Annotated in this window: 19 protein-coding genes; 8 read left to right on the top strand and 11 right to left on the bottom strand. The window is 72.3% G+C overall.

Annotation, left to right across the window (positions count from 1 at the left end; all coding sequences use genetic code 11):
- Positions 1-306 (top strand): Rv1322 family protein, encoded by a 306-nt coding sequence (locus tag CRP30_RS00920; protein ID WP_097182100.1) that lies wholly within the window; start codon positions 1-3, stop codon positions 304-306.
- Here CRP30_RS00920 and CRP30_RS00915 read toward each other — a convergent pair.
- From CRP30_RS00915 to mce, 4 genes are all read right to left on the bottom strand, one after another.
- Positions 303-1,646: a class F sortase gene (locus CRP30_RS00915; protein ID WP_097182099.1), complete on the bottom strand. Its 1,344-nt coding sequence runs from the start codon at positions 1,644-1,646 to the stop codon at positions 303-305. The genes CRP30_RS00920 and CRP30_RS00915 overlap by 4 nt on opposite strands.
- Before the next feature lie 77 nt (positions 1,647-1,723).
- Positions 1,724-2,992, bottom strand: coding sequence for a coiled-coil domain-containing protein (locus CRP30_RS00910; protein ID WP_097182098.1), 1,269 nt, complete (start codon positions 2,990-2,992; stop codon positions 1,724-1,726).
- Positions 2,993-3,139: 147 nt separating this feature from the next.
- Positions 3,140-4,471: a crotonyl-CoA carboxylase/reductase gene (gene ccrA, locus CRP30_RS00905; protein WP_097182097.1), complete on the bottom strand. Its 1,332-nt coding sequence runs from the start codon at positions 4,469-4,471 to the stop codon at positions 3,140-3,142.
- A gap of 104 nt (positions 4,472-4,575) precedes the next feature.
- Entirely contained in the window at positions 4,576-5,034 is a 459-nt protein-coding gene (gene mce, locus CRP30_RS00900; RefSeq protein ID WP_200814491.1) for a methylmalonyl-CoA epimerase, read from the bottom strand.
- A 211-nt stretch (positions 5,035-5,245) separates the two neighbouring features.
- On the opposite strand from mce, the gene CRP30_RS00895 reads away from it, so the two are divergent.
- Genes CRP30_RS00895 through CRP30_RS00885 form a run of 3 tightly spaced genes read left to right on the top strand, consistent with a single transcriptional unit; the run spans position 5,246 to position 8,980 of the window.
- Positions 5,246-6,451, top strand: a complete 1,206-nt coding sequence (locus CRP30_RS00895; protein WP_097182095.1) for an acetyl-CoA C-acetyltransferase — start codon at positions 5,246-5,248, stop codon at positions 6,449-6,451.
- Complete coding sequence (meaB, locus tag CRP30_RS00890; RefSeq protein ID WP_097182094.1) at positions 6,448-7,473, top strand: methylmalonyl Co-A mutase-associated GTPase MeaB; 1,026 nt, start codon at positions 6,448-6,450, stop codon at positions 7,471-7,473. Before CRP30_RS00895 ends, meaB begins: the two co-directional genes overlap by 4 nt.
- Positions 7,474-7,510: 37 nt before the next feature.
- On the top strand, positions 7,511-8,980 hold the full coding sequence (locus CRP30_RS00885; protein WP_097182093.1) for a phytoene desaturase family protein: 1,470 nt from the start codon (positions 7,511-7,513) through the stop codon (positions 8,978-8,980).
- A 71-nt stretch (positions 8,981-9,051) separates the two neighbouring features.
- Here the strand turns inward: CRP30_RS00885 and CRP30_RS00880 are convergent, their stop codons facing one another.
- Complete coding sequence (locus CRP30_RS00880) at positions 9,052-9,762, bottom strand: DUF559 domain-containing protein (protein ID WP_235003093.1); 711 nt, start codon at positions 9,760-9,762, stop codon at positions 9,052-9,054.
- A 392-nt stretch (positions 9,763-10,154) separates the two neighbouring features.
- Between CRP30_RS00880 and CRP30_RS00875 the strand changes: the two genes are divergently transcribed.
- The 4 genes from CRP30_RS00875 to CRP30_RS00860 are packed head-to-tail and all read left to right on the top strand — an operon-like array spanning position 10,155 to position 13,785.
- Positions 10,155-10,673 carry a MarR family winged helix-turn-helix transcriptional regulator gene (locus tag CRP30_RS00875; protein WP_097182091.1) on the top strand — a complete coding sequence of 173 codons (519 nt, stop codon included), beginning with the start codon at positions 10,155-10,157 and terminating at the stop codon, positions 10,671-10,673.
- A 36-nt stretch (positions 10,674-10,709) separates the two neighbouring features.
- A complete protein-coding gene (gene icmA, locus CRP30_RS00870) occupies positions 10,710-12,389 on the top strand; it encodes a coenzyme B12-dependent isobutyryl-CoA mutase large subunit (RefSeq protein ID WP_097182090.1) in 1,680 nt (559 codons plus the stop codon).
- Positions 12,390-12,415: 26 nt separating this feature from the next.
- Complete coding sequence (locus tag CRP30_RS00865) at positions 12,416-12,784, top strand: VOC family protein (protein WP_097183049.1); 369 nt, start codon at positions 12,416-12,418, stop codon at positions 12,782-12,784.
- A gap of 47 nt (positions 12,785-12,831) precedes the next feature.
- Positions 12,832-13,785, top strand: coding sequence for a tetratricopeptide repeat protein (locus CRP30_RS00860; protein WP_097183048.1), 954 nt, complete (start codon positions 12,832-12,834; stop codon positions 13,783-13,785).
- A gap of 19 nt (positions 13,786-13,804) precedes the next feature.
- Here CRP30_RS00860 and CRP30_RS00855 read toward each other — a convergent pair whose 3' ends face one another.
- The 6 genes from CRP30_RS00855 to CRP30_RS00830 all read right to left on the bottom strand — a co-directional run bounded on the left by CRP30_RS00855 (position 13,805) and on the right by CRP30_RS00830 (position 24,914).
- The gene (locus CRP30_RS00855) at positions 13,805-15,178 is read right to left on the bottom strand and encodes a neutral zinc metallopeptidase (RefSeq protein ID WP_097182089.1); all 1,374 of its coding nucleotides are present in this window, start codon (positions 15,176-15,178) and stop codon (positions 13,805-13,807) included.
- Positions 15,179-15,216: 38 nt separating this feature from the next.
- On the bottom strand, positions 15,217-16,602 hold the full coding sequence (locus tag CRP30_RS00850) for a neutral zinc metallopeptidase (protein WP_097182088.1): 1,386 nt from the start codon (positions 16,600-16,602) through the stop codon (positions 15,217-15,219).
- 149 nt (positions 16,603-16,751) lie between these two features.
- Complete coding sequence (glgB, locus tag CRP30_RS00845) at positions 16,752-19,568, bottom strand: 1,4-alpha-glucan branching protein GlgB (RefSeq protein ID WP_097182087.1); 2,817 nt, start codon at positions 19,566-19,568, stop codon at positions 16,752-16,754.
- Between the two features lie 46 nt (positions 19,569-19,614).
- A complete protein-coding gene (locus tag CRP30_RS00840) occupies positions 19,615-21,000 on the bottom strand; it encodes a maltokinase N-terminal cap-like domain-containing protein (RefSeq protein WP_097182086.1) in 1,386 nt (461 codons plus the stop codon).
- On the bottom strand, positions 20,997-22,829 hold the full coding sequence (gene treS, locus CRP30_RS00835) for a maltose alpha-D-glucosyltransferase (protein WP_097182085.1): 1,833 nt from the start codon (positions 22,827-22,829) through the stop codon (positions 20,997-20,999). Before treS ends, CRP30_RS00840 begins: the two co-directional genes overlap by 4 nt.
- Before the next feature lie 51 nt (positions 22,830-22,880).
- Complete coding sequence (locus tag CRP30_RS00830) at positions 22,881-24,914, bottom strand: alpha-1,4-glucan--maltose-1-phosphate maltosyltransferase (protein ID WP_097182084.1); 2,034 nt, start codon at positions 24,912-24,914, stop codon at positions 22,881-22,883.
- Positions 24,915-24,961: the final 47 nt, after the last annotated feature.

The raw sequence follows: 24,961 nt of genomic DNA, 5'->3' as shown, positions 1-24,961 counted from the left end.
GTGCCCCGACGCCGTCCACGGGCGGGCTCGAGGCCTTCGGGCCGGGAGCCCGTCCGTCGCGTCGACGCCGTCGAGCAGGCCGGTGACGGCGACTGGGTGGTGCGGCCGGTCACCGGTTCGGCGACGGGCAAGACCTACCGGTGCCCCGGCTGCGACCAGGAGATCCGGCCGGGAACCCCGCACGTGGTGACCTGGGCCGCCTACGCCCGCGATTCCGACCTCGACCCCTGGGACACCGAGTCGGCCGCCGACCTGCGCCGGCACTGGCACACGACCTGCTGGCGGGCGCGCGACCGCCGTCGCTAGCCGACGGCCCGGGCGAAGACGACGACGTTGTCCTCGTAGCTGCCACGACTGCGGTCGAAGACGCCGCCGCAGGTGATCAGCCGCAGCTCGGCCCCCGACGTCGGGCCGTAGACCTCGGTGGTCGGGAACGCCGTCTTGGGAGCGCGCTCCACCCTGGTGACCGTGAACAGCGCCGTGCTGCCGTCGGCACGGACCACCCGGATCTCCGCGCCCGCGTCGACCGCGGCCAGCCCGGCGAAGACGCCCGGCGCCCCGGCCCAGTCGACGTGACCGGTGACCACCGCCGGGCCGGTCTCCCCGGGGGCCGGTCCCTCGGTGTACCAGCCGGCGACCGCCGGGTCCGCCGGTGGGACGAGCGCCCCTTCGGCGTCGGGCCCGGCCCCGATCAGCGCGGCGTCCACCCCGGCCGACGGGACGACGAGGCGATCGGGCGCGGGCGCACCGGCGACCACCTCGACCTCGGGTGGGGCGGGGCCGCGGAGTGCCACCGGAACGGCGCCGGCGGTGCCCGGCGTCCCGGCGAGGAGGGCGACGGCCACGCCGGTGGCGGCGAGCAGCACGCGGCCCCGGCGGGCCGCCGCGAGCCCGGCGAGGAGGACCCCCGCGGGCAGCAGGCTGCCGGGGAGCAGTGGTCCCGTCCCTGCCTCGACGCCACCGACCGGGACGACCGCGGGCGCGGCGGCATCCACCACCGGCCGCACGAGCAGCCCGCCGGCGGGGGAGTCGAGGACGAGCAGCGTCACGACCGAGGCCGCCGCGAAGGAGATCGGCACCTCGGTCGCCGGCCCGGTTCCGCCGCTGACGACGAGCAGGGCCGGCCCCTCGGGCACCGTCCCCGGCTCGCCGGCCGCGCCCAGGGGCAGGTCGGCCACCAGCGACGGTCCGCCCCGCACCGCCACGTCCAGCGCGGGCACCGCCCCGGCCGCTGCGACGACGCGCACGCGGGCCGAGCCGGCCGGGGGAGCGGAGAGGTCGTCGGTGAGCGTCTGCAGGGCCAGGTCGGCGAAGGCGCCGCCGAGGGTCACTGTGCGGGCCTCGCCGGACGTCAGGTCGATCCGGGTGGAGACCACCGGTGGAACCGTGCGGTCGGCACCGGCCGCGCGCACGCTCACCGCGTAGCTACCGGGCGCGAGCGGGACCGGGTCGCTCACGGTCCCGTAGGCCAGCCCCGTCGCCAGGTCCTCGCCCGGATCGGTCAGCGGGTCGGTCGTGCCCGGTGGGAGAGGTGCGAGCGCGACGTCGACCGCCGGGCTGTCGGGGGAGAGGTGGGCGATCCGCAGCTGCCCCGTCTCGGCGGCGCCGGCCGCCGGCGCCGCCGGAGCAGCGAGCAGCAGCGCCACCAGGACGACGAACAGCCCACGTGCCGTGCGGACCCGGAGGTCGCGCGGCGCGCGGGCTGTCGGTCGAGCGGGTGGGATTACGAACGCCCCTGGCCGACCGGCTGGTCGATGGCCTGGGTGGGCGGGCCCTGCACCGGAGCCGGAGTCGCGCCGGGCCGCGGCGGCATGGGCAGCTGGCGGGTGACCGGGTCCTGACGCGTCGGCTGGCGGGCAGCGGCCGCCTCGCCCTCACCTCGCGGGGCGGTCTGCGGGTTCGTGGACGGGCCGCTGGGCGTGGCGGACGCGGTGTGCGGCGTGGGCTGCGGACGGCGCTCGGGCTCGCGGGCCGGTGCGGCCTGCGCAGGAGTGCCGCTCGACGCCGGTCCGGCGTTCTGGGCGCCGGTGGCGGTGGCGCCCTGTGCGGCGGGAGCCGCCTTCGTCGGCGTCTGCTGCGGCGCGGGTGCCGAGTGCTGGGGTGCCGACTGCTGGGGCGCCTGTTGCTGGGGTGCCGACTGCTGAGGCGCGGACGGCTGGCTCGTGGACTGCTGGGGCGCGGACTGCTGCGGGCGGTCGCCGAGGTCGGGCAGGCTGCTGAGCAGCTGACGGGCCTGGAGCAGTCGATTGGTGAGCTCGTCGCGGACGTCGCGGATGGCCTCGGCCTTGGCCTCCGCCTCGGCGACGAGCTGCGCGGCGTGCTGCTCGGCGCCGGCGATGCGCTGCCGAGCCGCCTGGGTGGAGACGCGCTCGCGCTCCTCCTCCGCCGCCGCCGCCTCCGCGCGGCGGGCGCGCTGGGCGATGTCGAAGTCCTCCTCGACCTTGGCCCGGCGTGCCTGGGACTCGGCGTCGAGGCGGGCCACGCGCTCCTGCGCCATGGCGACGAGCTCGTCGGCGCGCTGCTGCGCCTTCTGCATGATCTGCTCGGCGTTCTGTCGGGCCTCGGCGAGCATCCGCTCCACCTCGGCCTGACCCGCGGCGTGCCGCTCGAGCAGTGCCCGCTCCTCGGCAGCGGTCTGCTCGCGCACGGCCTGCGCGTCGAGCGCCGCCGCGTGGCGGATCTCGCCGGCCTCCTCCTCGGCGAGCTGCAGCATGTGCTGGATGCGCTCGCTGATGTTCTCGAAGGTGGGAGCCGACGCCGACGCCGCCTTGCGGCGCAGCGACTCGATCTCGTTGTGCAGCGCGGACAGCTGCCCGGCCAGGTCCGCGGAGCGGCTGACGGCCGCGTCGCGGTCGGCGAGGGCGATGCGGAAGTCGGCCTCGAGCCGCTCGATCGCCTCGGCCACCTGGTTGCGGTCGTAACCCCGTAGTTGCACGTCGAACGAGTGCTGGGCCTCGTGGTGCGCTAGCAGGTCGCGGCGCGGGTCGCTCATGTCTCCATCCTCGCAGAAGGTCAAACGCTCGTCAGCGTGTCGCCGAGATATCCGGCGCCGGTGGCACCAGGACCCCCGTGCCCCCACCCCTCGCACGCTCGGGGCCGGCCCCTGAGCCAGGGTCGATGCGGGCACGGGGGTGCGGCGTCAGACCCCGCGGAAGCGGTTGATCGCCTCGAGGTGCTGCTCGCGCTTCTCCTGGTTGCGGACGCCGAGGCCTTCCTCGGGGGCGAGGGTGAGGACGCCGACCTTGCCCTGGTGGGCGTTGCGGTGGACGTCGAGGGCGGCCTGGCCGACCTCCTCCATCGGGTAGACCTTCGACAGGGTCGGGTGGATGAGGCCCTTGTCGATGAGCCGGTTGGCCTCCCACGCCTCCTTGTAGTTGGCGAAGTGGGAGCTGAGGATCTTCTTCAGGTTCATCCACAGGTACCGGTTGTCGTACTGGTGCATGTAGCCGGTGGTCGAGGCGCAGGTGACGATCGTCCCGCCCTTCTTGGCCACGTAGACGCTGGCGCCGAAGGTCTCCCGGCCGGGGTGCTCGAAGACGATGTCGACGTCCTCGCCACCCGTCAGCTCGCGGATCTTCTTGCCCAGGCGCTGCCACTCCTTGACGTCCTGGGTGTTCTCGTCCTTCCAGAACGCGTACTGCTCGGCGGAGCGGTCGATGACCAGCTCGGCGCCCATCTTGCGGACGATCTCGGCCTTCTCCGGGCTGCTGACGACGCAGACCGGGATCGCACCGCCGTTGAGCGCCATCTGGGTGGCGTAGGAGCCCAGACCGCCCGAGGCGCCCCAGATGAGCACGGTGTCGCCCTGCTTCATGTTGGCGCCGTTGCGGCTGACCAGCTGGCGGTAGGCGGTGGAGTTCACGAGGCCGGGGGCGGCGGCCTCCTCCCAGGAGAGGTGGCCGGGCTTGGGCATCAGCTGGTTGCTCTTGACCAGGGCCAACTCGGCGAGGCCGCCGAAGTTGGTCTCGAAGCCCCAGATCCGCTGCTGCGGGTCCATCATCGTGTCGTCGTGGCCGGCCGGGTCCTCGAGCTCGACGGACAGGCAGTGCGCGACGACCTCGTCGCCGGGCTTCCACTTGTTGACGCCCGGGCCGACCTTGAGGACGACGCCGGCGAGGTCGGAGCCGACCACGTGGTACGGCAGGTCGTGCTTCTTCGTCAGCTCGGAGACACGGCCGTACCGCTCGAGGAATCCGAAGGTCGAGACCGGCTCGAAGATCGACGTCCAGACGGTGTTGTAGTTCACCGACGACGCCATCACCGCCACGATCGCCTCGCCCGGGCCGAGCTCGGGGGTCGGGACCTCCTCCACGTGGAGGGACTTGCGCGGGTCCTTGTCCTTGGTGGTGAGGCCCTCGAACATGTCCTGCTCGTCCTTGCGCACCAGCACGGCGCGGTAGGACTCGGGCACGGCCAGCCCGGCCACGGCGTCCAGCTGGTCGCTGAGGATGGCGTCCCTGATCTCGTTCACGCGTTCTCCCGGGTCTTCGTCGGCTCGGTGGCGTTGCGGGGGGCGGTGCTCGGCGGTGCGGGTGGCGCGATGTTACCGATGGGTAACCCTGTGGTCGAGTCGGGTCAGTGAGCCGGGTGATCGGCCGGCTGGACCAGCTCGACCAGCACCCCGCCGGCGTCCTTGGGGTGGATGAAGTTGACGCGGCTGTCGGCGGTCCCGCGCTTGGGGACGTCGTAGAGCAGTCGCAGTCCGCGCTCGCGCAGCGTCGCGCTGACCGCCTCGACGTCGGCGACGCGGAACGCGAGTTGCTGCAGCCCCGGCCCGGAGCGCCCGATGAACTTGGCGATCGTGGACTCGGGGGTGAGCGGAGCCAGCAGCTGGATGCGGGTGTCACCGTTCCCGACGGCCAGCATCGCCTCGCGTACGCCCTGCTCCTCGTTGGTCTCCTCGTGCACGGAGTGCACCCCGAAGGCCTGGGCGTAGAAGGCGATCGCCTCGTCCAGGTCGGGGACGGCGATGCCGACGTGGTCGATCGTGGTGAACAGCTCCCCGGGCAGCCCGGTGTGCGCGTCAGTGGTCACGCGGGGCATCCTGCCGTCAAGACGTCTCAGACGTCACATCGATGTGGCACGGTTCACGCCCGGGTGACCGTGCTCCCGGACCGGGTGGCTCGTTGTGACCCGGAGAAGAGCGCAGTCCTATCCTTGTCGGGCAGTAGGACCCTGCGCGGTCAGCGTGTTCTGCCCTGTTGAGACGGTCGCCAGCGTCGGCGACCCGGCACTGGAGGCCCCCGTGAGCCAGAGCAACCGACCCCGCTCCGTCATCGTCAGCGGCGCCCGTACCCCGATGGGCCGGCTCCTCGGCTCGCTGAAGGACTTCTCGGCGGCCGACCTCGGTGGCGTCGCCATCAAGGCGGCGCTGGAGCGCGCCGGCATCTCCGGCGACCAGGTCGACTACGTGATCATGGGTCAGGTCATCCAGGCCGGCGCCGGGCAGAACCCGGCCCGCCCCGCCGCGGTCGCCGGTGGCATCCCCATGTCGGTGCCCTCGCTGACCATCAACAAGGTCTGCCTCTCCGGCCTCAGCGCCATCGCGATGGCCGACCAGCTCATCCGCGCCGGCGAGTTCGACGTCGTCGTCGCCGGGGGCATGGAGTCGATGACGCAGGCTCCGCACCTGCTGGCCAACTCGCGCACCGGCACGAAGTTCGGCGACACGAAGCTCGTCGACTCGATGGCCCACGACGGCCTCTCCGACACCTTCGACCAGGTGGCGATGGGTGAGCTGACCGAGAAGGCCAACAGCCGCTACGACCTGACCCGCGAGGAGCAGGACGAGTTCGCCGCGGCCAGCCACCAGAAGGCTGCTCGCGCCCACAAGGACGGCATCTTCGCCGAGGCCATCACCCCGGTCCTGATCCCGCAGCGCAAGGGCGACCCGATCGAGTTCACCGACGACGAGGGCATCCGCCCCGACACCACCGCGGCGTCCCTGGCCAAGCTCAAGCCGGCCTTCGCCAAGGACGGCACCATCACCGCCGGCAGCGCCTCGCAGATCTCCGACGGTGCCTGCGCGGTCGTGGTCATGAGCGCTGCGAAGGCCGCCGAGCTGGGCATCACGCCGATCGCCGAGATCGGGGCGCACGGAGTCGTCGCCGGTCCGGACGCGACGCTCCAGACCCAGCCCTCCCGGGCCGTCCAGAAGGCCTGCGCGCGCGAGGGCATCGACCCGAAGGAGCTCGACGTCGTCGAGTTCAACGAGGCGTTCGCCGCGGTCGGCATCGTCTCGACCCGTGAGCTGGGCATCGACCCGGAGAAGGTCAACCCCAACGGCGGCGCCATCGCCCTGGGTCACCCGGTCGGCATGAGCGGTGCCCGCGTCGTGCTCGACGTCGCGCTGGAGCTGCGCCGTCGCGGCGGCGGGGTCGGTGCCGCCGCGCTGTGCGGCGGCGGCGGTCAGGGCGACGCCTTGATCCTGCACGTGCCCGCCCCGGCGTGACCTCGGAGGGACTCGCGGTCCAGGCGGATGCCCCCGCCGGCCCCACGGGCAGGCGGGGGCGCCGTGCTGCCGACGTCCCGACGCTGGTCGAGCGCGCCCGCGAGGGTGACGCCCGGTCGGTCGCGCGACTGATCTCCCTGGTGGAGGATGCCAGCCCCGCCCTGCGCGAGGTGGCCGCGGCACTGGCGCCGCACACCGGCCACGCGCAGGTGCTCGGCCTGACCGGGTCGCCCGGGGTGGGCAAGTCCACGACGACGACGGCCCTGGTCCGGGCACTGCGGGCGACCGGCAAGCGGGTGGGCGTGCTCGCCGTGGACCCGTCGTCCCCCTTCTCCGGTGGTGCCCTGCTGGGTGACCGGGTGCGGATGCAGGACCACGCCGGCGACAGCGGCGTCTACATCCGCTCGATGGCCTCCCGCGGGCACCTGGGCGGGCTGTCCTGGTCCACGCCGCAGGCACTCCGGGTCCTCGACGCCGCGGGGTGCGACGTCGTGCTGATCGAGACCGTCGGTGTGGGCCAGTCAGAGCTGGAGATCGCCTCGCTGGCCGACACCACCCTGGTGCTGGTCGCTCCGGGCATGGGCGACGGGATCCAGGCGGCGAAGGCCGGCATCCTCGAGGTCGCCGACGTCTTCGTCGTCAACAAGGCCGACCGGGACGGCGCCGACACCACAGTCCGCGACCTCCGCTACATGCTGTCCCTGGGTGGCCGGCACTCGGAGGCCGGGCAGTGGCGCCCGCCGATCGTGAAGACGGTGGCCAGCCGGGACGCCGACAACGGGATCGACCAGGTGCTCGAGAAGATCGAGACGCACCGGGAGTGGCTGGCGGCGTCCGGCGAGGGGCAGCGCCGCCGCAGCGAGCGCGCCGCCCGCGAGATCGAGGCGATCGCGCTGGCCACGCTGCGCGAGCGCATGGGCGACGTGCACGGTTCAGCCGCCCTGGGCACCCTCGCCGGCCGGGTCGTCGCCGGCGAATCGGACCCCTACCGCGCTGCTGACGAGCTCCTCGACGAGCTCTGAACGGGCAGGTCCGGTCCCGCGCCGCGAGGATGGGCGGGTGAATGGCACCCCGGACGCCGTCGTCGTCGGAGCAGGGCCCAACGGGCTGGCCGCCGCTCTCCGGCTGTCGGCTGCCGGGTTGCGGGTGCGGGTCGTCGAGGCGGCGGAGAAGCCCGGCGGCGGGATGCGCACCGAGGAGCTGATGCGCCCCGGCTACCACCACGACGTCTGCTCGATCGTGCAGCCGATGGCCGCGGCGGCACCGTTCTTCCGCGAGTTCGACGCCGAGAGCCGGGGCGTGCGCCTCGTGCACCCCGAGATCAACTACGCCCATCCCCTCGACGGCGGACGCGCCTCGCTCTCGCACCGCTCGCTGGAGCTGACGGCGGCCGGCCTGGGGGAGGACGCCGCTGCCTACCGCCGCCTGTTCGAGCCGCTGGTCGAGCACGGCACGGACGTCGTGGACTTCTTCCTGACCAGCCGGCTGCGGCGGTTGCCCACCCGCAGCCCGCTGCAGATCGCCCAGTTCGGGCTCCTCGGCCTGCCGAACGTGAGCTGGCTGGCCCACCGGTACTTCGACACCGAGGAGGCGCAGGCCCTGCTCGGGGGCGCCGCGGCGCACGGGATGCTCGATCTCAGCCAGCCGCTGACCTCGGCGCTCGGGATGCTGCTCACGATGCTGTCCCACCACGTCGGGTGGCCGCTGATCGAGGGCGGGTCGCAGAAGCTCGCCGACGCGATGGTCACCGCGCTCGAGGAGCAGGGCGGTGAGGTGGTGACCGGCCACCACGTGACCGACCTGCGCGAGTTCGACGGCGTCCCGGCCGTGCTGCTGGACACCACGCCCGAGGCGTTCGTCGCGATGGCCGGGGACCGGGTGCACGAGGGCTACCGCCGCTGGGTGTCGCGGTACCACCACGGCGCCGGCGTCTTCAAGATCGACTGGATCCTCTCCGAGCCGGTGCCCTGGACCAACCCCGACGTCCGCCGGGCCGGGACGATCCACGTCGCGGGAAACCTGGAGGAGACGATCGCGGGGGAGCGGGCGCCGAACCAGGGCCGCCTCACCGACAAGCCCTACGTGCTGGCGGTGCAGCCCACGGTTCCCGATCCGACCCGGGCGCCCGACGGCGGGCACATCTTCTGGGCGTACGTGCACGTGCCGCACGGCGCCGAGGTCGACATGACCGACGCGATCGAGAACCAGATCGAGCGGTTCGCGCCCGGCTTCAAGGACACCGTCGTGGAGCGGTACACGAAGAACGCCGTCCAGATGGAGCAGTGGAACCCCAGCTACCTCGGTGGGGACATCTCCAACGGCCAGGCGACCCTGCGGCAGATGCTGGCCCGGCCCGTGCCCCGCTGGAACACCTACAAGACGCCGGTGACGGGCGTCTACCTCGCGTCGTCGGCGACGCCGCCGGGGCCCGCGGTGCACGGGGCGTGCGGGGACAACGCCGCGCAGGTGGCCCTGCGCGAGGTGTTCGGCGTCCGCGGCGTCCCGCCGCTGCGCCCCGCCCTGCGCTGACCACGCCCGGGGGGAGGCGAGAACCGCCCTCGTGCGCATGACGGCGGCTATCGGCCCACCGGTAGCCGCCGTCAGGCGGAGCGCGGTGCCCTCAGCGCTGCGGCGATCCGGGCCACCAGCGTCGCCCGGTCGTGCAGGTCGGCGGCGGTCACGAAGACGACGGTCCACCCGGCAGCGCGCAGTTCGGTGAGGCGCCGCCTGTCCTTCGCGACGTTCTGCCGCTTCCCGTGCCAGATCCCCTCGTACTCGACGGCCACCTTGTGCTCCGGCCAGGCGAAGTCCACGCGCGCCACGAACGCCCGGTCGGCGGAGCGCACCGTGTACTGCGCGGCCGGCCTGGGCAGGGATGAGGCCCACAGGATCAGCCGCAGCCGGGTCTCCTGAGGGCTTTCCGTCAGGCCGTCGGCGAGGGAGACCGCTCGCCGGATCCGGCGGCAGCCAGGGCCCACCACCTCCGTCGCCGCCTCGGCCAGCTCGATCGGCGTCACGAGGCCGGCGCGGAGGAAACGATCCAGTGCGACCACCGCCTCCTCGAGGGGGTCCAGTCGCGCGAGATCGAGGGCGGTGCGCAGGGGAGTCGTGACCCGGCCGCCGCCGCGGCGCGTGACGGCGTCCCGAGCCAGGGCTCGACGGCTCACCCGTACGCCACGGACGGCGCCGGCGCGGCAGGCGAGCGGTGCAGTGCACTCGACGTCGTCGTCGGCTCCGGCGAGGTCGACGCCCCAGAGCACCGCCGCACTGCGGCCGCTGAGTACGGCCTCGGGCAGGAGCAGGCGGGCCACGGCTCGGGCGCGGAGTCGGTGGTCGGGAGTGAGGGATGCACAGGCGTACACGTCCGGGAGGAGCCGGCGCCAGGCCGAACTCCGCAACTGACCGCGCGTGAGTCGGCCGGATCGGAGCACCTGCGAGCCGCGGAAGACCTTTCCGCGGAGCTCTTCGGGGCGGGACGGAGGACGAGGCACCGTCGCACCCTGCCCGTTGGGGCCCGAGTGGAGGTCGACGTGTCCACAGGTCGACGAGTCGACCCGTCGCTCGCCAGCGACGCCGTGTGCGCCCGCATACGCATCCGGGTACCCATCGCGGCGCCCGTAGCTGCCGTCTGCCGCAGATCGGCGGGAACCCGAACAGGGGACGATCGCGAACTGCCCCGAGCGCCGCCGGTAGCGTTCCGCTCATGGTCCGACCGCTGGGGCTGCCCTTCGACCCGATCGAGCGGGCGGGGCAGACGTGGGAGGAGCGGTTCGGGCCGGCGTCGGCGATGCGGGCCGCCACGTCCGTCTTCCGCGTCCAGCAGATCCTGCTCGCCCGGTTCGACGAGGCGCTCCGGCCGCACGCGCTGACCTTCGCCCGCTACGAGGTGCTGGTCCTGCTCACCTTCAGCCGCACGGGCGAGTTGCCGCTCAAGGTCATCGGCAGCCGGCTGATGGTGCACCCGACCAGCGTCACCAACGCGATCGACCGGCTGGTGGCGGCCGGCTACGTGCGACGGCGGCCCAATCCCGAGGACGGTCGCGGAGTCCTCGCGGGCATCACCGACGAGGGCCGGGCCGTGGTGACGACGGCGACGGCGGCGCTCACCGAGCTCGACTTCGGCCTGGCCGACCTCCCCGAGGACGAGCGGGCCGCCCTCTTCGACATCCTCCGCCGGGTCCGGCTCGGCGCCGGGGACGTTCAGGACACCCCGGGCGGTTGATCCACGCGAGATAGTCGGACGTCCTACTATCTCGTCATGGGACAGGACGCCGGTCAGCGGTGGCAGCAGCGGTACGACGCGGCACTGGCGGGCGGCAAGGTGCGCGACGCCGACTTCACGACGCTCTCCGGCGTCGAGGTGGCACCGGTCTACGGGCCGGCTGACGAGTCGACCGTGGAGGGCTTCGAGCGGATCGGCTATCCGGGCGAGTTCCCGTTCACCCGCGGCCTGCACGCCACCGGGTACCGCGGGCGGGCGTGGACCATCCGCCAGTTCGCCGGCTTCGGCAACGCGCAGCAGACGAACGAGCGCTACCGGATGATCCTGGCCGAGGGCGGGGGAGGCCTCTCCGTCGCCTTCGACATGCCGACCCTCATGGGCCGCGACTCCGACGACCCGCGCGCGCTGGGCGAGGTCGGCCACTGCGGCGTCGCGATCGACACCGTCGCCGACATGGACGTCCTGTTCGACGGCATCCCGCTCGGGGACACGACGACGTCGATGACGATCAGCGGCCCCGCCGTCCCGGTGTTCTGCATGTACCTGGTGGCAGCTGAACGACAGGGCGTCGACGTCGGGAAGCTCAACGGCACCCTGCAGACCGACATCTTCAAGGAGTACATCGCGCAGAAGGAGTGGCTGTTCGCGCCCGAGCCGCACCTGCGCCTGATCGGCGACCTCATGGAGTACTGCGCCGAGAACATCCCGGCCTACAAGCCGATCAGCGTCTCCGGATACCACATCCGCGAGGCCGGCTCGACCGCCGCGCAGGAGCTGGCCTACACGCTGGCCGACGGCTTCGCCTACGTGGAACTCGGCCTGTCCCGCGGGCTGGACATCGAGCAGTTCGCCCCCGGGCTGTCCTTCTTCTTCGACGCGCACATCGACTTCTTCGAGGAGATCGCCAAGTTCCGCGCCGCCCGCCGGATCTGGGCCCGCTGGCTGCGCGACGTCTACGGCGCGACGACGGAGAAGGCGCAGCAGCTGCGCTTCCACACCCAGACCGCCGGGGTGTCGCTGACCGCGCAGCAGCCCGACAACAACATCGTCCGGACGGCGATCGAGGCGCTGTCGGCGGTGCTCGGCGGCACCCAGAGCCTGCACACCAACGCCCTCGACGAGGTGCTCGCGCTGCCGAGCGCCAAGGCAGCCCAGATCGCGCTGCGCACCCAGCAGGTGATCGCCGAGGAGACCGGCGTGCTGAACGTGGCCGACCCGCTGGGCGGCTCCTGGTACGTCGAGGCGCTCACCGACGAGCTCGAGCGCCAGGCCGAGGAGATCTTCGCCCGGATCAGGGACATGGGGTCCGACGGCACCATGACCAGCGGCATCCTGCGCGGCATCGAGGACGGCTGGTTCACCGGCGAGATCGCCGAGGCGGCCTTCGTCTACCAGCGGGCCCTGGAGAAGGGCGAGAAGAAGGTCGTCGGCGTCAACACCCTGGCCGGCTCGGTCGACGCGCACGACAAGCTCGACATCCTCCGGGTCGGCCACCAGGTCGAGATCGACCAGAAGGCCGAGCTCGCCGCTCGCCGCCGGGCCAGGGACGACGACGCCGCCCGTGCCGCCGTCGCGCGGATGGTCGAGGTGAGCCGGACGGAGCAGAACATGGTCCCGGCCATGCTGGACGCCGTCCGCGCGGACGCGACGCTGGGCGAGATCTGCGACGCGCTCCGCGCCGAGTGGGGGAGCTACACGGAGCCCGCCCGGTTCTGACACACCCACCGGGCACGATGCCCGACATGGCTGATCCCACCCACCTGCACCACGCGATCGACTACGTCGAGCTGACCGTGACCGACCTCGCCGAGGCGAAGCGGTTCTACCGCGGAGCGTTCGACTGGGAGTTCACCGACTACGGCCCGGCCTACGCCGGCATCCGGAACGCGACCGGCGACGGCGAGGTCGGCGGCCTCCGCCTGGACACGGAGGCTGCCGGGCGAGGCGGTCCGCTGGTGCTCCTCTTCTCGGCCGACCTCCACGCGACCGTCGCGGCGGTCGGGGCCGCGGGCGGGCGGATCGTGAAGGGTCCGTACGAGTTCCCCGGCGGGCGGCGCTTCCACTTCCGCGACCCCAGCGGCAACGAGCTGGGGGTGTGGTCGGAGGGCTGACCCGACCCCTCCGACACGCCCGGCGACGCGGTGGGATCATGGCGTCCATGCAGCCCACCCGTCCCGGACGTCCCGACCCGCGGCAGGCCCAGCTGGCGGCCGCCATGTCCGGCGCCGTCGATCTGGCCGCCGTCAAGGCCCGCTCCGAGGCCGCCGCCCGTGCGGCCGCCGCGCCGCCGCCCAGTGCGGAAGCGCCGGCAGGCAGCCCGGGCGCCGCCGTCGTCGACGTCACCGAGGCCACGTTCCAGGCCGAGGTTCTCGACCGGTCCTTCCAGGTGCCGGTGGTCCTCGACCTGTGGGCCGAGTGGTGCGGGCCGTGCAAGCAGCTGTCTCCGGTGCTGGAGCGGCTGGCCGCCGAGGGTGCCGGCAGCTGGGTGCTGGCCAAGGTCGACGTCGACGCCAACCCGGCACTGGCCCAGGGGCTGCGGGTGCAGGGCATCCCGGCGGTCAAGGCGGTGTGGCAGGGGCAGCTGGTCGCGGAGTTCAGCGGCGCCATCCCGGAGGAGCAGGCCCGGCAGTTCGTCACCGAGCTCGTGCAGGCCACGACCGGGGGCGCGCTCCCCGGAGGTGAGTCGGCCGAGCAGGGGCCGGAGGACCCGCGGCTGGATGCGGCCGAGGCAGCGCTCGAGCGCGGTGACCTCGAGGCGGCCGAGGCGGCCTACCGGTCCATCCTCGACGCCGAGCCCGACCACCCCGAGGCGTCGCTCGCGCTCCGGCAGGTGCAGCTCTTCCGCCGGGCCGACGAGGCGGGTCCCGACGCCCTCGCCGCCGCGGACGCCGCACCCGACGACGTCGAGGCGCAGACCCGCGCCGCGGACTTCCTGCTCGGCACCGGGAACATCGAGGAGGCGTTCGAGCGCCTGCTCGACGTCGTCCGGCGCACGGCGGGGGAGGACCGCGACCGGGCGCGCACCCACCTGGTGGAGCTGTTCGCCGTCGTCGGTGACGAGGACCCGCGCGTCGGCGTCGCCCGGCGCCAGCTGATGGCCGCCCTCTTCTGATCGCTCCTCTTCTGATCGCTCAGAGCCCGCAGGCGCCGCCGCCCTGCACGAACCCGGCCCGGAAGAGGTCGACGAGCTGGAAGCCGGAGAGGTCGGCGGCGCCCAGCACGTCCTCCTCGACGCCGTAGACGAGCAGGAACAGCACGCTCTCGTCCAGGTCCCCGGGCGAGATCACCACGCCCGGCACCTCGCCGGCCGTGACCGCCGCGCTGAACCAGCCGGCCAGGCAGACCGCCGAGCGCAGCGCGTCCGGGTCGGCGGGGTCCAGGCCCAGCTGGCTGCGCGCGGCCAGGGCATAGGGCACGGCGATCCCGGTGGCGACGGCGTAGTCGCCGAGCTCGTACACCTCGGGCGTCAGGTCCTGCTCGTCGTAGCCGACGAGGTTGCCCTCCTCGCAGTACACGAGGTCGCGGTCGTCCGGGGCGCAGTCGGGGGCGGTGCCGTCGAACGCCTCGATCGACGGCGGGTCGAACCTCTCGTCGAGGGACTCGGTGAAGACCCGCTCCCAGAACGCGGGCAGCGCCCGCTCGACGAGGCCGATCAGGTCCGCGTACGGGGCGTTGCCCTGTTGCCGGAAGTCCTCGTCGCTGACGAAGCGGCCCTGGGTGAAGACCCGCTCCGGACCGAACTCGTCCCGGCAGGCGGTGGGCCCGTCGTCGAACCCTTCCTGGAACGCCGAGGCCCGGTCGAAGTAGGAGCCGTGCGCCGACTCCGCGGCCGAGCTGGTGCCCACCGGGTCGCGCAGCTGGAAGTAGCCCAGCAGGAGTTCGTCGAGCTCCGGCTCCCGCAGCTGCGACCGCTCGGCGTCACCGTCGGCCACCCAGCGCGTCCAGCTGCCCGCGAGGCAGTCGGCCTGCGTCTCGACGGCGATGGAGGCCTCGGGCGAGCCCACCCGGGCCTGCACCGCGTGCCCGAACTCGTGCGCCATCACCAGCGCCGGGATGAAGCGGCCGAACTCCCCGGCCAGCTCGCCCAGGAACGCCCGGTCGTAGGTGATGGAGTCGCTGTTCGGCGCGTCCTGCGCCTGGCAGTAGAACGCGTTGTTCTCCACCTCGGCCGGGTCGGAACCGCAGCCGACGCCCTGCGGGTACTGCGCGGGGTCGATGGCCCCGGGGTCGACGCTGAAGTAGCCACCCTGCAGCGGCAGGAACTCCGTGCCGAAGACCTCGGGCAGCTGCTGCGACCAGTAGTCCTCCAGGTCGGCGAGCGCGTCGCCGGCGAGCTGGTCGATCTCGTCGCCGTCGGCGCCCACCACCACGCCGGGGTCGCTGCCCGGCGGGCGGTCGCGCTGGACCTCCGGCTCGCCGATCACGATCGTGGCGCAGCCGGTCAGGCCGAGGGTCGTGACGGCCAGCAGCGCGGCCAGCAGCCGGCGCCGCGGAAGACGGGACATCCCCGGTGCATCGGCGTTCCGGGTCGCCGCCAAACCCTCTACCGCTCGAGCTCGCAGGCCTCTCCGCCCTGGAGGAAACCGGTGCGGAACGCGCCGACGAGCTCGAAGCCGGAGGCGTCCAGGTTCGGGAACACCTGGGGGTCGACGCCGTAGGTCAGCAGGAACTGCACGGCCTCGTCGATGTCACCGGGGCTGATCAGGGCGTAGTCGTCGAACGCGCCGTTGAACCACTGGGCCTGGTACCAGCCGGTCAGGCAGACGGCGGACCGCGTGGCCGCCCCGTCGTCGATCGACAGCCCCGCCTGGTCGCGGACGGCCAGGGAGTACGGGAGCGAGACGGCCGTCGTCAGCGCGAAGTCGCCGATGTCGTCGTAGGCCGGCGTGACCAGGTCGGTCTCGTCCACGTAGACGGTGTTGTCCTCGGCGCAGTAGCCGAGGTCGCGGTCCTCCAGGCCCTCGCACTCGGGAGCAGTGCCCTGGAAGCCCTCGATCGTCGGCGGCTCGAAGTCGGTGCCGAACGCGGCGGGGAAGACCTCGCCGTAGAAGACCGGCAGGGTGTCGCTGACGAAGCCCACCGCCTGGTCGAACGGCGCGTTGCCCTGGTTGAGGGAGTCCCGGTCGTCGTCGAACTCCGCGGCCGTGAACAGGCGGTCGGGACCGTAGGCGTCTCGGCACGGGCCCAGTCCGCCGTCGAACCCCTCGTAGAAGGCCGACACCCGGTCGAAGTAGGAGCCGTGCGCCTGGACGTCGTCCGGATCGCTGCCGACGTCGTCGCGCAGCAGCAGGAACCCGCGGATGACGTCGTCCAGCTCCGGAGTGCGGATGGAGACGTGCTGGGCCTCGCCGGCGGCGACCCAGGCCGTCCAGGCGCCGGCGAAGCAGTCGGCCTGCGTCTCGTCCTGGATGCCGCGCTCGGCGAAGCCGAACCGGCCCTGCATCGCGTGGCCGAACTCGTGCGCCATGACCACCGGCACCAGGAACCGCCCGTAGTCGCCGGCGAGCTCCTCCAGCAGGGTCCGGTCGTAGGCGATGACGTCGCAGGTGGGGTCGTAGAAGGCGTTGCCCGCGACGTCCTCCGGTGCGGTGGGCGACCCTTCGCAGCCGATGCCGGTCTCGGGGTACGCCGATTCGTCGACGGCGTCGGCGTCGACGGAGAAGTAGCCGCCCTCGAGGGGGGTGTAGTCCTCCCCGAAGAACTCCGGGTAGCCCTCCGTCCAGAAGGTCTCCACGTCGGCGAGCGCGTTGCGGGCGAACTGGTCGATCGGCTCGTCGGTCGACCCCGTGATGGGGAACTCGTCGGCGGTCACGTCGACGGGTTCGCCGGCTCCGGGGGACGCCTGCCCGGCAACGACCTCGGTGGAGCAGGCCGTGAGCAGCAGTCCCACGAGGACGGCGGGCACGGCGCGGCGCAGGACCGACCTCATCTGCGACTGGTTCTCCCTGTCTGAGGGGCCCGGCCCGCACTGGGCGGCCCGCGCGAACGGCTGCCGCCACAGGATGCCTGGTGGCGGGCCCCGGCGGGAGTCCCCGGCGCCTCGACGGCGCCGGGGACCCTCGCGGGACCGACCTCGCCTCAGCCTTCGTGCAGGAACCAGACGGTGCCCAGCGGGGGAGCGGCCACGGTCGCCGAGTAGGGCTGGCCGTGCCAGGGCTCGTCCTCGGCCTGGATCCCCCCGAGGTTGCCGACCCCCGAGCCGCCGTAGCCCTCGGCGTCGGTGTTGAGCACCTCTCGCCAGTGGCCCGGGCGGGGGAGCCCGATGCGGTAGCCGTGGTGTGCCGAGCCGGAGAAGTTCACGACGCAGGCGAGCGCGGAGCCGGCGGCCGGCTCGTCGCCTCCACCCGGCTGGGCGCCCTCCTTGGCGGGCTTGCCGTAGCGGAGGAACGACAGCACGTTGCCGGTGGCGTCGTTGGCGTCGATCCACTGGAAGCCGCTCGGGTCGACGTCGAGCGACCAGAGGGCGTCGACCTCCTTGTAGCGGCTGTTGAGATCGGTCACCAGCTGCAGGATCCCGCGGTGGGCGGGGTCGTCGAGGTGCCACCAGTCCAGCGACCGGCTCTCGGCCCACTCGGAGTCCTGGGCGAACTCCGACCCCATGAACAGCAGCTGCTTGCCGGGGTGCGCCCACATGTAGGCCAGGTAGGCGCGCAGGTTGGCCAGCTGCTGCCAGCGGTCGCCGGGCATCTTCCGGAGCATGGAGCCCTTGCCGTAGACGACCTCGTCGTGGCTGATCGGCAGGACGAAGTTCTCCGAGTACGCGTACATCATCGAGAACGTCAGCTGGCCGTGGTGGTAGTTGCGGTACACCGGCTCGCGCTCGACGTAGTCGAGGGAGTCGTGCATCCAGCCCATGTTCCACTTGAAGCCGAAGCCCAGGCCCCCGAGGTGGGTCGGGCGGGTGACGCCCGGCCACGACGTCGACTCCTCGGCGATGGTCATCACGCCCGGCACCTCGCGGTAGACCGTCGCGTTCATCTCCTGCAGGAACGCGACCGCCTCGAGGTTCTCCCGGCCGCCGAACTCGTTGGGCAGCCACTCGGTGCGCGAGTAGTCCAGGTAGAGCATCGAGGCGACCGCGTCGACGCGGATGCCGTCGATGTGGAACTCCTTGCACCAGTACAGGGCGTTGGCGACCAGGAAGTTGCGCACCTCGGAGCGACCGAAGTCGAAGACGAGCGTGCCCCAGTCCAGCTGCTCGCCGCGGCGCGGGTCACCGTGCTCGTAGAGCGGGGTGCCGTCGAAGCGGGCGAGCGCCCACTCGTCCTTCGGGAAGTGCGCCGGCACCCAGTCCACGATGACGCCGACGCCGGCCTGGTGGGCCCGGTCGATCAGGTAGCGGAGGTCGTCCGGGCTGCCGTACCGCGACGTCGGGGCGTAGTAGGAAGTGACCTGGTACCCCCACGACCCGCCGAACGGGTGCTCGGCCAGCGGCATGAACTCGATGTGGGTGAACCCGGCCGACACCACGTACTCGATGAGCTCGTCGGCCAGTTCGCGGTAGGACAACCCCTGCCGCCAGGACCCGACGTGCACCTCGTACACGCTCATCGGACGCTCGTGCCAGCCCACCTCGGCGCGCTGCTCCAGCCAGGCGTCGTCGGCCCACTCGTAGGTGGACCGGGTGACGACGGAGGCGTTCAGCGGGGGCACCTCCGTGGCGAACGCCATGGGGTCGGACTTCTCCCGCCAGGTGCCGTCGGCGCCCAGGATGTGGAAGCGGTACCGGCTCCCGACCTGCACGCCGGGGATGAAGATCTCCCAGACGCCGGAGGAGCCCAGCGACCGCAGGGGGTAGGCGCGGGCCTCCCAGTAGTCGAAGTCGCCGGTCACCTTCACACCGCGGGCATTGGGCGCCCACACGGCGAAGGAGACGCCCTCGACGGCGCCCCGGGGGGTGTCGTAGCTCCGGACGTGTGCGCCCAGCACCTCCCACAGCCGTTCGTGCCGGCCCTCGCGGATGAGGTGCTCGTCGACCGGCCCGAGGGTCGGCATCCAGCGATAGGGGTCGTCCACCGTGTGGGTGCTCGTCCCGCCCTGACCGTCGGGGTAGACGACCTCGATCCGGTAGTCACCGGGCTGGCGGGGCAGCGTCGCCTCGTGGATGCCGCCCTCGTGGAGCCGCCGGGCGTCGTACCGGCTGCCGTCCTCGTCGACGACGGCGACCGAGACCGCGTCGGGACGCAGCGTCCGCACGACCCACTCCTGGCCGACCTCGTGCGCGCCGAGGATGCCGTGGGGATCGCGGGACCACCCGTCGACGATCGCCTGCAGCTCCTCGTCGGTGACCTCGCGGCTCGTCGTCGCGGGGCCCGTGCCGCCCTCCGGGGAGGGGGCGGCGGAGGTGACGTCGCCCGCGGAGACGTCCGCGGGGGTCGGGTCCTGGGCGGCTGCCCCTCCGGGTGCGTCCGCGGCCGGCTCGACGGTCGCCCCCGGAGCCGCTGCTGCGTCCCGGCTCTCGCCCTGGCCCGGCGCCTGCGGGTTGTCGGGCTGCGCCGGGTCGGCGCTCGGCGCCTCGGGCTGCGGGGCAGCTGCGCCGGCCGGGTCGCCCGGCTCGGCGATCGGCGCCGGGGCGACCACCGGGTTGGCGGTGACCGGGCTGTCCTCGTCGGCGGGCTGCGGGGTCGCCCGCGTGACCGCGCGCTTGGCCGGCGCCCGCTTCGCAGGTGCCTTCTTCGCCGGCGCCTTGTCGGTCGTGGCTGCGGCCTTCTTGGCGGCCGGCGCCTTCTTCGTCGTCGTCCGCTTGGCGGCCTTCTTGGCCGGTGACGCGTTCACGACCGGCTCGGTGCCGGCGGCGGCCTCCGCCGCGGCGACCCGCTCCTCGACGGCCCGCTGCAGGTCGTCCTTGTCGGCCACCTGGCCGTTGTCGGCGGTGCCTCGCTCGTCGCTCGTCATCGTCTCGCCGTCCTCTGTAGTGCTCGGGGTCCTGCGTGAGCGGGCGTCACTCGCTGCTGGTCGACCGCGGCCCGGTCAGTCGGGACAGGGAGTTCAGCGGGATCATCAGCCAGTGCGGACGGTTCCGTGCCTCGTAGACGCACTCGTAAACCGCTTTGTCCGCCTCGAACGCCCGAAGGAGTGGTGATTCGCCGCACGGGTCCAGGCCGCTGGCGGTGGAGTAGCCGGTGCAGTAGGCCGCCCGGTTGCGGGCCGCCCATTCTTGCGCGCGGTAGGCGCGCTGCGCGTCGTCGGGCTGCTCGACGAGCATGTGCCGCGCGGCGTAGTCGAAGCTGCGCAGCATGCCGGCCACGTCGCGCAGCGGGCTGTCCAGCTCGCGCCGGGCGGCCAGGGGCCGGGCCGGTTCGCCCTCGAAGTCGAGCACGATCCAGCCGGTCGCGGTGCGGAGCACCTGACCGAGGTGGAGGTCGCCGTGCACCCGCTGCCGGAGGACCGGCTCCCGGCTGTCGGCCACCGAGGCGTAGAGCGCGCGCAGGCCCTCGGCGTGCTCGGCCAGCTGCGGGACGATCTCGATCGCCGCGGTCAGCCGCTCGTCCATCTGCGCGGCGACCGCCGCGTACCAGCTCTCGTCGGCCGGCTCGGTCGGGAGCACCTTCGCCATGTCGGCGTGCACCGACGCGGTGGCCGCCCCCAGCCGTTCGCTCTCGCCGGCGAAGTCGCCGCCGACCTCGTCGGCGTGCAGGTCGCCCTCGGCGTACAGGTCGCGGACGCTCGCCGTGGCCAGCCGCCAGCCGTCGCTGGCGTTGGGCACGAACGTCTGCAGCATCGCCACGGTCGCCTGCGCGTTGGCGGGGTCGGGGTCGTCGATCGCGATGTGGCCCAACAGCGGGGCGATGTGCTTGTTCTCCGCCTGACGCAGCGCGTCGTGCACCTCGACGTCGGGGTTGAGGCCGGGCTCGAGCCGCCGGAAGACCTTGAGGATGGCCTCCTGCCCGTAGATCAGCGAGGTGTTGCTCTGCTCGCCGGACACGATGTCGCCGGGCAGACCCTCGGGGATGTAGGCGACGCCGGCGGGGTGGAAGTGCATGGGGCCGACGGTCGACGCGTTGACCAGGTGGATCAGCCAGGGCGTCGTGGCCTCCCGGTCGCGCAGCGCGTCGTAGGCGTAGGTCTCCCGGCCGTCGTTGGCCACCGCGCCGACGAGCGCCGACTCCAGCTCCTCGACGGGATGGTCGCGCCAGGACAGGGGGACCAGGTAGGTCTCCTTGCCGCCGTCGGCATAGGCGACCCGCACCCGGTGGACGGACACCACCGGGTTGCCCCGGTCCAGGAAGAAGCCGTCCTCGGTGACGTCGGCCCACTCGCGGCCCTTGCTGCCGAACCACCGCTGGTGCGGCATCCATTCGCGGAACAGGTCGGTGAGTGCCTTCATCGGTCGTCTCCCGAGTCGCGGTCGGTGGTGTCGCCCGGCGTCTCCTCGGCAGCGGACACGAGCCCGGCTGCCAGGAGGGAGTCGGCCACGGAGCTGGAGGTGGCGTTCTCCCACTCCTCGTGGTCCTCGGTGGCCTCCGGTGCCGGCTTCGACAGCTCGAACCAGTAGAAGCCGTGGCCGGCGAGGGTGAGCATGTAGGGCAGGACGCCGATCTGCGGGAACTCCACCCGGCCGGTCAGCTCGATCGGCGTGTAGCCCTCGAACTGGCGCAGGTCCAGCTCCACCGGCTGCGGGAAGCGGGACAGGTTGTTCACGCAGAGGACGACGTCGTCGCCGAAGCGGCGCACGAACGACAGCACCGTCGGGTTGCGCGAGCCGATCTCCTCGAACGTGCCCAGGCCGAACGTCGGGTGCTCGTTGCGGACCTGGATCATCCGGCGCAGCCACTGCAGCAGCGAGTTGGTGTTGCGCAGCTGCGATTCGACGTTGGTGACCTGGTAGCCGTAGACCGGGTCCTGGTTGAGCGGCAGGTACATCCGCTGCGGGTCGGCGGTGGAGAAGCCGCCGTTGCGGTCGGGCGTCCACTGCATCGGGGTCCGGACGCCGTCCCGGTCACCGAGCCAGATGTTGTCCCCCATGCCGATCTCGTCGCCGTAGTAGAGGACCGGCGACCCCGGCAGCGACAGCAGGAGCGCGTTGAACAGCTCCAGGGTGTTGGTGTCGTTGTCCAGTAGCGGGGCCAACCGGCGGCGGATGCCGATGTTGGCCTTCATGCGGGGGTCCTTGGCGTACTCGTCCCACATGTAGTCGCGTTCCTCGTCGGTGACCATCTCGAGCGTGAGCTCGTCGTGGTTGCGGAGGAAGACGCCCCACTGGCAGTTGTCGGGGATGTCCGGCGTCTGCGCCATGATCTCCGAGATCGGGAAGCGCTGTTCGCGGCGCACGGCCATGAACAGGCGCGGCATCACCGGGAAGTGGAACGCCATCTGGCACTCGTCGCCGTTCTCACCGAAGTACTCGACGACGTCGGCCGGCCACTGGTTGGCCTCGCAGAGCAGCACGGTGTCGGGGTAGTCGGCGTCGACGACCTTGCGCACGTGCTTGAGGAACTCGTGGGTCCGCGGCAGGTTCTCGCAGTTGGTCCCCTCCTCCTCGAAGAGGTAGGGGACGGCGTCGAGGCGGAAGCCGTCGATGCCCAGGTCCAGCCAGAAGCGCAGGGCGTCGATGATCGCCTCCTGCACCGCCGGATTCTCGAAGTTGAGGTCGGGCTGGTGGGAGAAGAAGCGGTGCCAGAAGTACTGCTTGCGCACCGGGTCGAACGTCCAGTTCGAGCTCTCGGTGTCGACGAAGATGATGCGGGCGTCGGCGTAGCCGGTGTCGTCGTCGGCCCAGACGTAGAAGTCGCCGTAGGGGCCGTCGGGATCGCTGCGGCTGGCCTGGAACCACGGGTGCTGGTCCGAGGTGTGGTTCATGACGAAGTCGATGATCACGCGCATGCCGCGGGCGTGGGCCTCGGTGAGGAACTCGCGGAAGTCCTCGATGTCGCCGAACTCCGGCAGGACGGCGGTGTAGTCGCTGACGTCGTAGCCGCCGTCGCGCAGTGGGGAGGCGAAGAAGGGCGGGAGCCACAGGCAGTCCACCCCGAGCCACTGCAGGTAGTCGAGCTTGTCGATCATGCCGCGGATGTCGCCGACGCCGTCGGCGTTGCTGTCGGCGAAGCCCCGCACCAGGACCTCGTAGAAGACCGCACGTTTGAACCACTCGGGGTCCGTGCCGGGCGGGGGGAGAGCGGACCGGGACTCGGGGAAGTCGGGGACGGGAACGGTCATCGGGAGGGACAGACCTCGTTCGGGATAGCAGGTGCGGTCGGGGAGGAGGAGCTATGCGACCGGCGGCGGGAACTGCACCGGACGCGGGAGGGAGACCGCGAAGACGTGGGCCGGCTCCCGGTAGGGGTCCAGCTCCAGGTAGTTGAACTGGCCCCAGTCGTAGTGGGCGCCGGTGATCTCGTCCGTCACGCCGAACCGCTCGTGCCAGTCCAGCCCCAGCGTGGGCAGATCCAGCGACGTCGTCCCGATCTGGGCGTTGTGGCTGGACAGGTTCACCACGACGATCACCGCGTCCTGCGACCCGGGGTCGGTCTTGGAGAAGCAGAGCAGGTTCGGGTTGTCGACCGAGTGGAAGCGCAGCGTGCGCAACTGCTGCAGGGCCGGGTGCGCGCGCCGGATCCCGTTGAGCCGGCGCAGGTAGGGCGCGAGGCTCCGACCGGAGGCCTCGGCCGCCTCCCAGTCGCGCGGGCGCAGCGAGTACTTCTCGCTGTCGAGGTACTCCTCGCTGCCGGGCTTGACCGCGACGTGCTCGAAGAGCTCGAACCCGGAGTAGACGCCCCAGGTGGGGCTCATCATCGCCGCGAGGACGGCCCGGATCTTGAACATCGGCGGGCCGCCGAACTGCAGCGACTCGTGGAGGATGTCCGGGGTGTTGACGAAGAAGTTCGGCCGCATGTAGTGGCTGTTCGTGGCGAGCTCGCGGCCGTAGTCCTCGAGCTCGTCGCGCTCGGTCCGCCACGTGAAGTACGTGTAGGACTGGGTGAACCCGATGCGCGCCAGCTGGTGCATCATCGCCGGCCGGGTGAACGCCTCGGCCAGGAACAGCACGTCGGGATCGGTCTTCTTGACCTCCCAGATCAGCCAGTGCCAGAAGTTCAGCGGCTTGGTGTGCGGGTTGTCGACGCGGAAGATCTTGACGCCGGCCTCGATCCACACCCGGACAACCCGCAGGCACTCGGCGTAGAAGCCCTCGGGGTCGTTGTCGAAGTTGACCGGGTAGATGTCCTGGTACTTCTTCGGCGGGTTCTCGGCGTAGGCGATCGTGCCGTCGGGCTTGGTGGTGAACCACTCCGGGTGGGCCTCGACCCACGGGTGGTCCGGGGCCGCCTGCAGCGCGAAGTCCAGCGCGATCTCCATGCCGAGTTCGCGGGTACGGGCCACGAAGGCCCGGAAGTCGGCCATGGTGCCCAGCTGCGGATGCACGGCGTCGTGGCCGCCCTCGGCGCTGCCGATGGCCCAGGGCGAGCCGACGTCGTCCGGCCCGATCTCGTGCGGGTTGCCGCCCGGGAACTGCGACGAGTTGGGTCCCTTGCGGTTCACCGTGCCGATCGGGTGGATCGGCGGCAGGTAGACGATGTCGAAGCCCATGTCGGCGATGGCGGGGAGCCGGTCGGCCGCGGTGGCGAACGTGCCGTGCGTCGGCTTGCCCCCGACGACCGGGCCCTCCGACCGGGGGAAGAACTCGTACCAGGAGCCGTAGAGCGCCTCGCGGCGGTCGACCCAGATCTCGTACTCCTGCGAGCGGGTGACCAGCTCGCGCACCGGGTGCTCCCGCAGGTACTTCTGCAGGCCCGCGGCGAGAGCCGGGGCGATGCGCACGGTCAGCTCCTGGGCCTCGTCGCGCAGGGCGGCGGCAGCGGCGGTGACCCGGTCGCGCCAGTCGGGGTCCGCATCCGCCGCGACCCGGTCGAGCAGGCGGGCGCCCTCCTCGAGGTCGTTGGCGAGCTCCTCGGCGCCCTGGCCGGCCTCCACCTTCACCTCGACGGCGTGCTTCCACGTCTCCAGCGGGTCGCTCCACGCCTCGATGCGGAACGTCCACCGGCCCTCGCGGTCGGGGACGACGCCGGCGATCCAGCGGTCCGGCTCGGGCGGCAGCTTCGCCATCCGGACGAACGGGCTCTTCGCGTCGTCCTCGCCGGGCGCGGTCCACACGACGTTCGCGGCGACGGCGTCGTGGCCCTCGCGGAAGACGGTTGCCGTGATGGGCAGGTGCTCACCCACCACGGCTCGGGCGGAGAAGGACCCGCAGGACACGACGGGGGCGACATCGGAGATGCCGAGGCGGAGGTCAGCGCGGCCAGTCATCACCCACCACGCTACTGAGGTCCCGTCCCACGAGCACCTCGGCTCCC

It is taken from the genome of Blastococcus haudaquaticus (assembly GCF_900230285.1).
GTDB lineage: Bacteria > Actinomycetota > Actinomycetes > Mycobacteriales > Geodermatophilaceae > Blastococcus_B > Blastococcus_B haudaquaticus.
The sequence above is the reverse complement of the archived record's forward strand: the minus strand, read 5'-3'. Positions and strand labels throughout refer to the sequence as shown.

Bases quoted from the DNA above. Each gene is read 5' to 3' on its own strand.
- CRP30_RS00910 (WP_097182098.1), bottom strand. From the start codon at position 2,992: ATGAGCGACCCGCGCCGCGACCTGCTAGCGCACCACGAGGCCCAGCAC.
- glgB (WP_097182087.1), bottom strand. From the start codon at position 19,568: ATGACGAGCGACGAGCGAGGCACCGCCGACAACGGCCAGGTGGCCGAC.
- CRP30_RS00830 (WP_097182084.1), bottom strand. From the start codon at position 24,914: ATGACTGGCCGCGCTGACCTCCGCCTCGGCATCTCCGATGTCGCCCCC.
- CRP30_RS00875 (WP_097182091.1), top strand. From the start codon at position 10,155: ATGGTCCGACCGCTGGGGCTGCCCTTCGACCCGATCGAGCGGGCGGGG.
- CRP30_RS00865 (WP_097183049.1), top strand. From the start codon at position 12,416: ATGGCTGATCCCACCCACCTGCACCACGCGATCGACTACGTCGAGCTG.
- CRP30_RS00850 (WP_097182088.1), bottom strand. From the start codon at position 16,602: ATGAGGTCGGTCCTGCGCCGCGCCGTGCCCGCCGTCCTCGTGGGACTG.
- CRP30_RS00860 (WP_097183048.1), top strand. From the start codon at position 12,832: ATGCAGCCCACCCGTCCCGGACGTCCCGACCCGCGGCAGGCCCAGCTG.
- treS (WP_097182085.1), bottom strand. From the start codon at position 22,829: ATGACCGTTCCCGTCCCCGACTTCCCCGAGTCCCGGTCCGCTCTCCCC.
- CRP30_RS00840 (WP_097182086.1), bottom strand. From the start codon at position 21,000: ATGAAGGCACTCACCGACCTGTTCCGCGAATGGATGCCGCACCAGCGG.
- icmA (WP_097182090.1), top strand. From the start codon at position 10,710: ATGGGACAGGACGCCGGTCAGCGGTGGCAGCAGCGGTACGACGCGGCA.
- CRP30_RS00855 (WP_097182089.1), bottom strand. From the start codon at position 15,178: ATGTCCCGTCTTCCGCGGCGCCGGCTGCTGGCCGCGCTGCTGGCCGTC.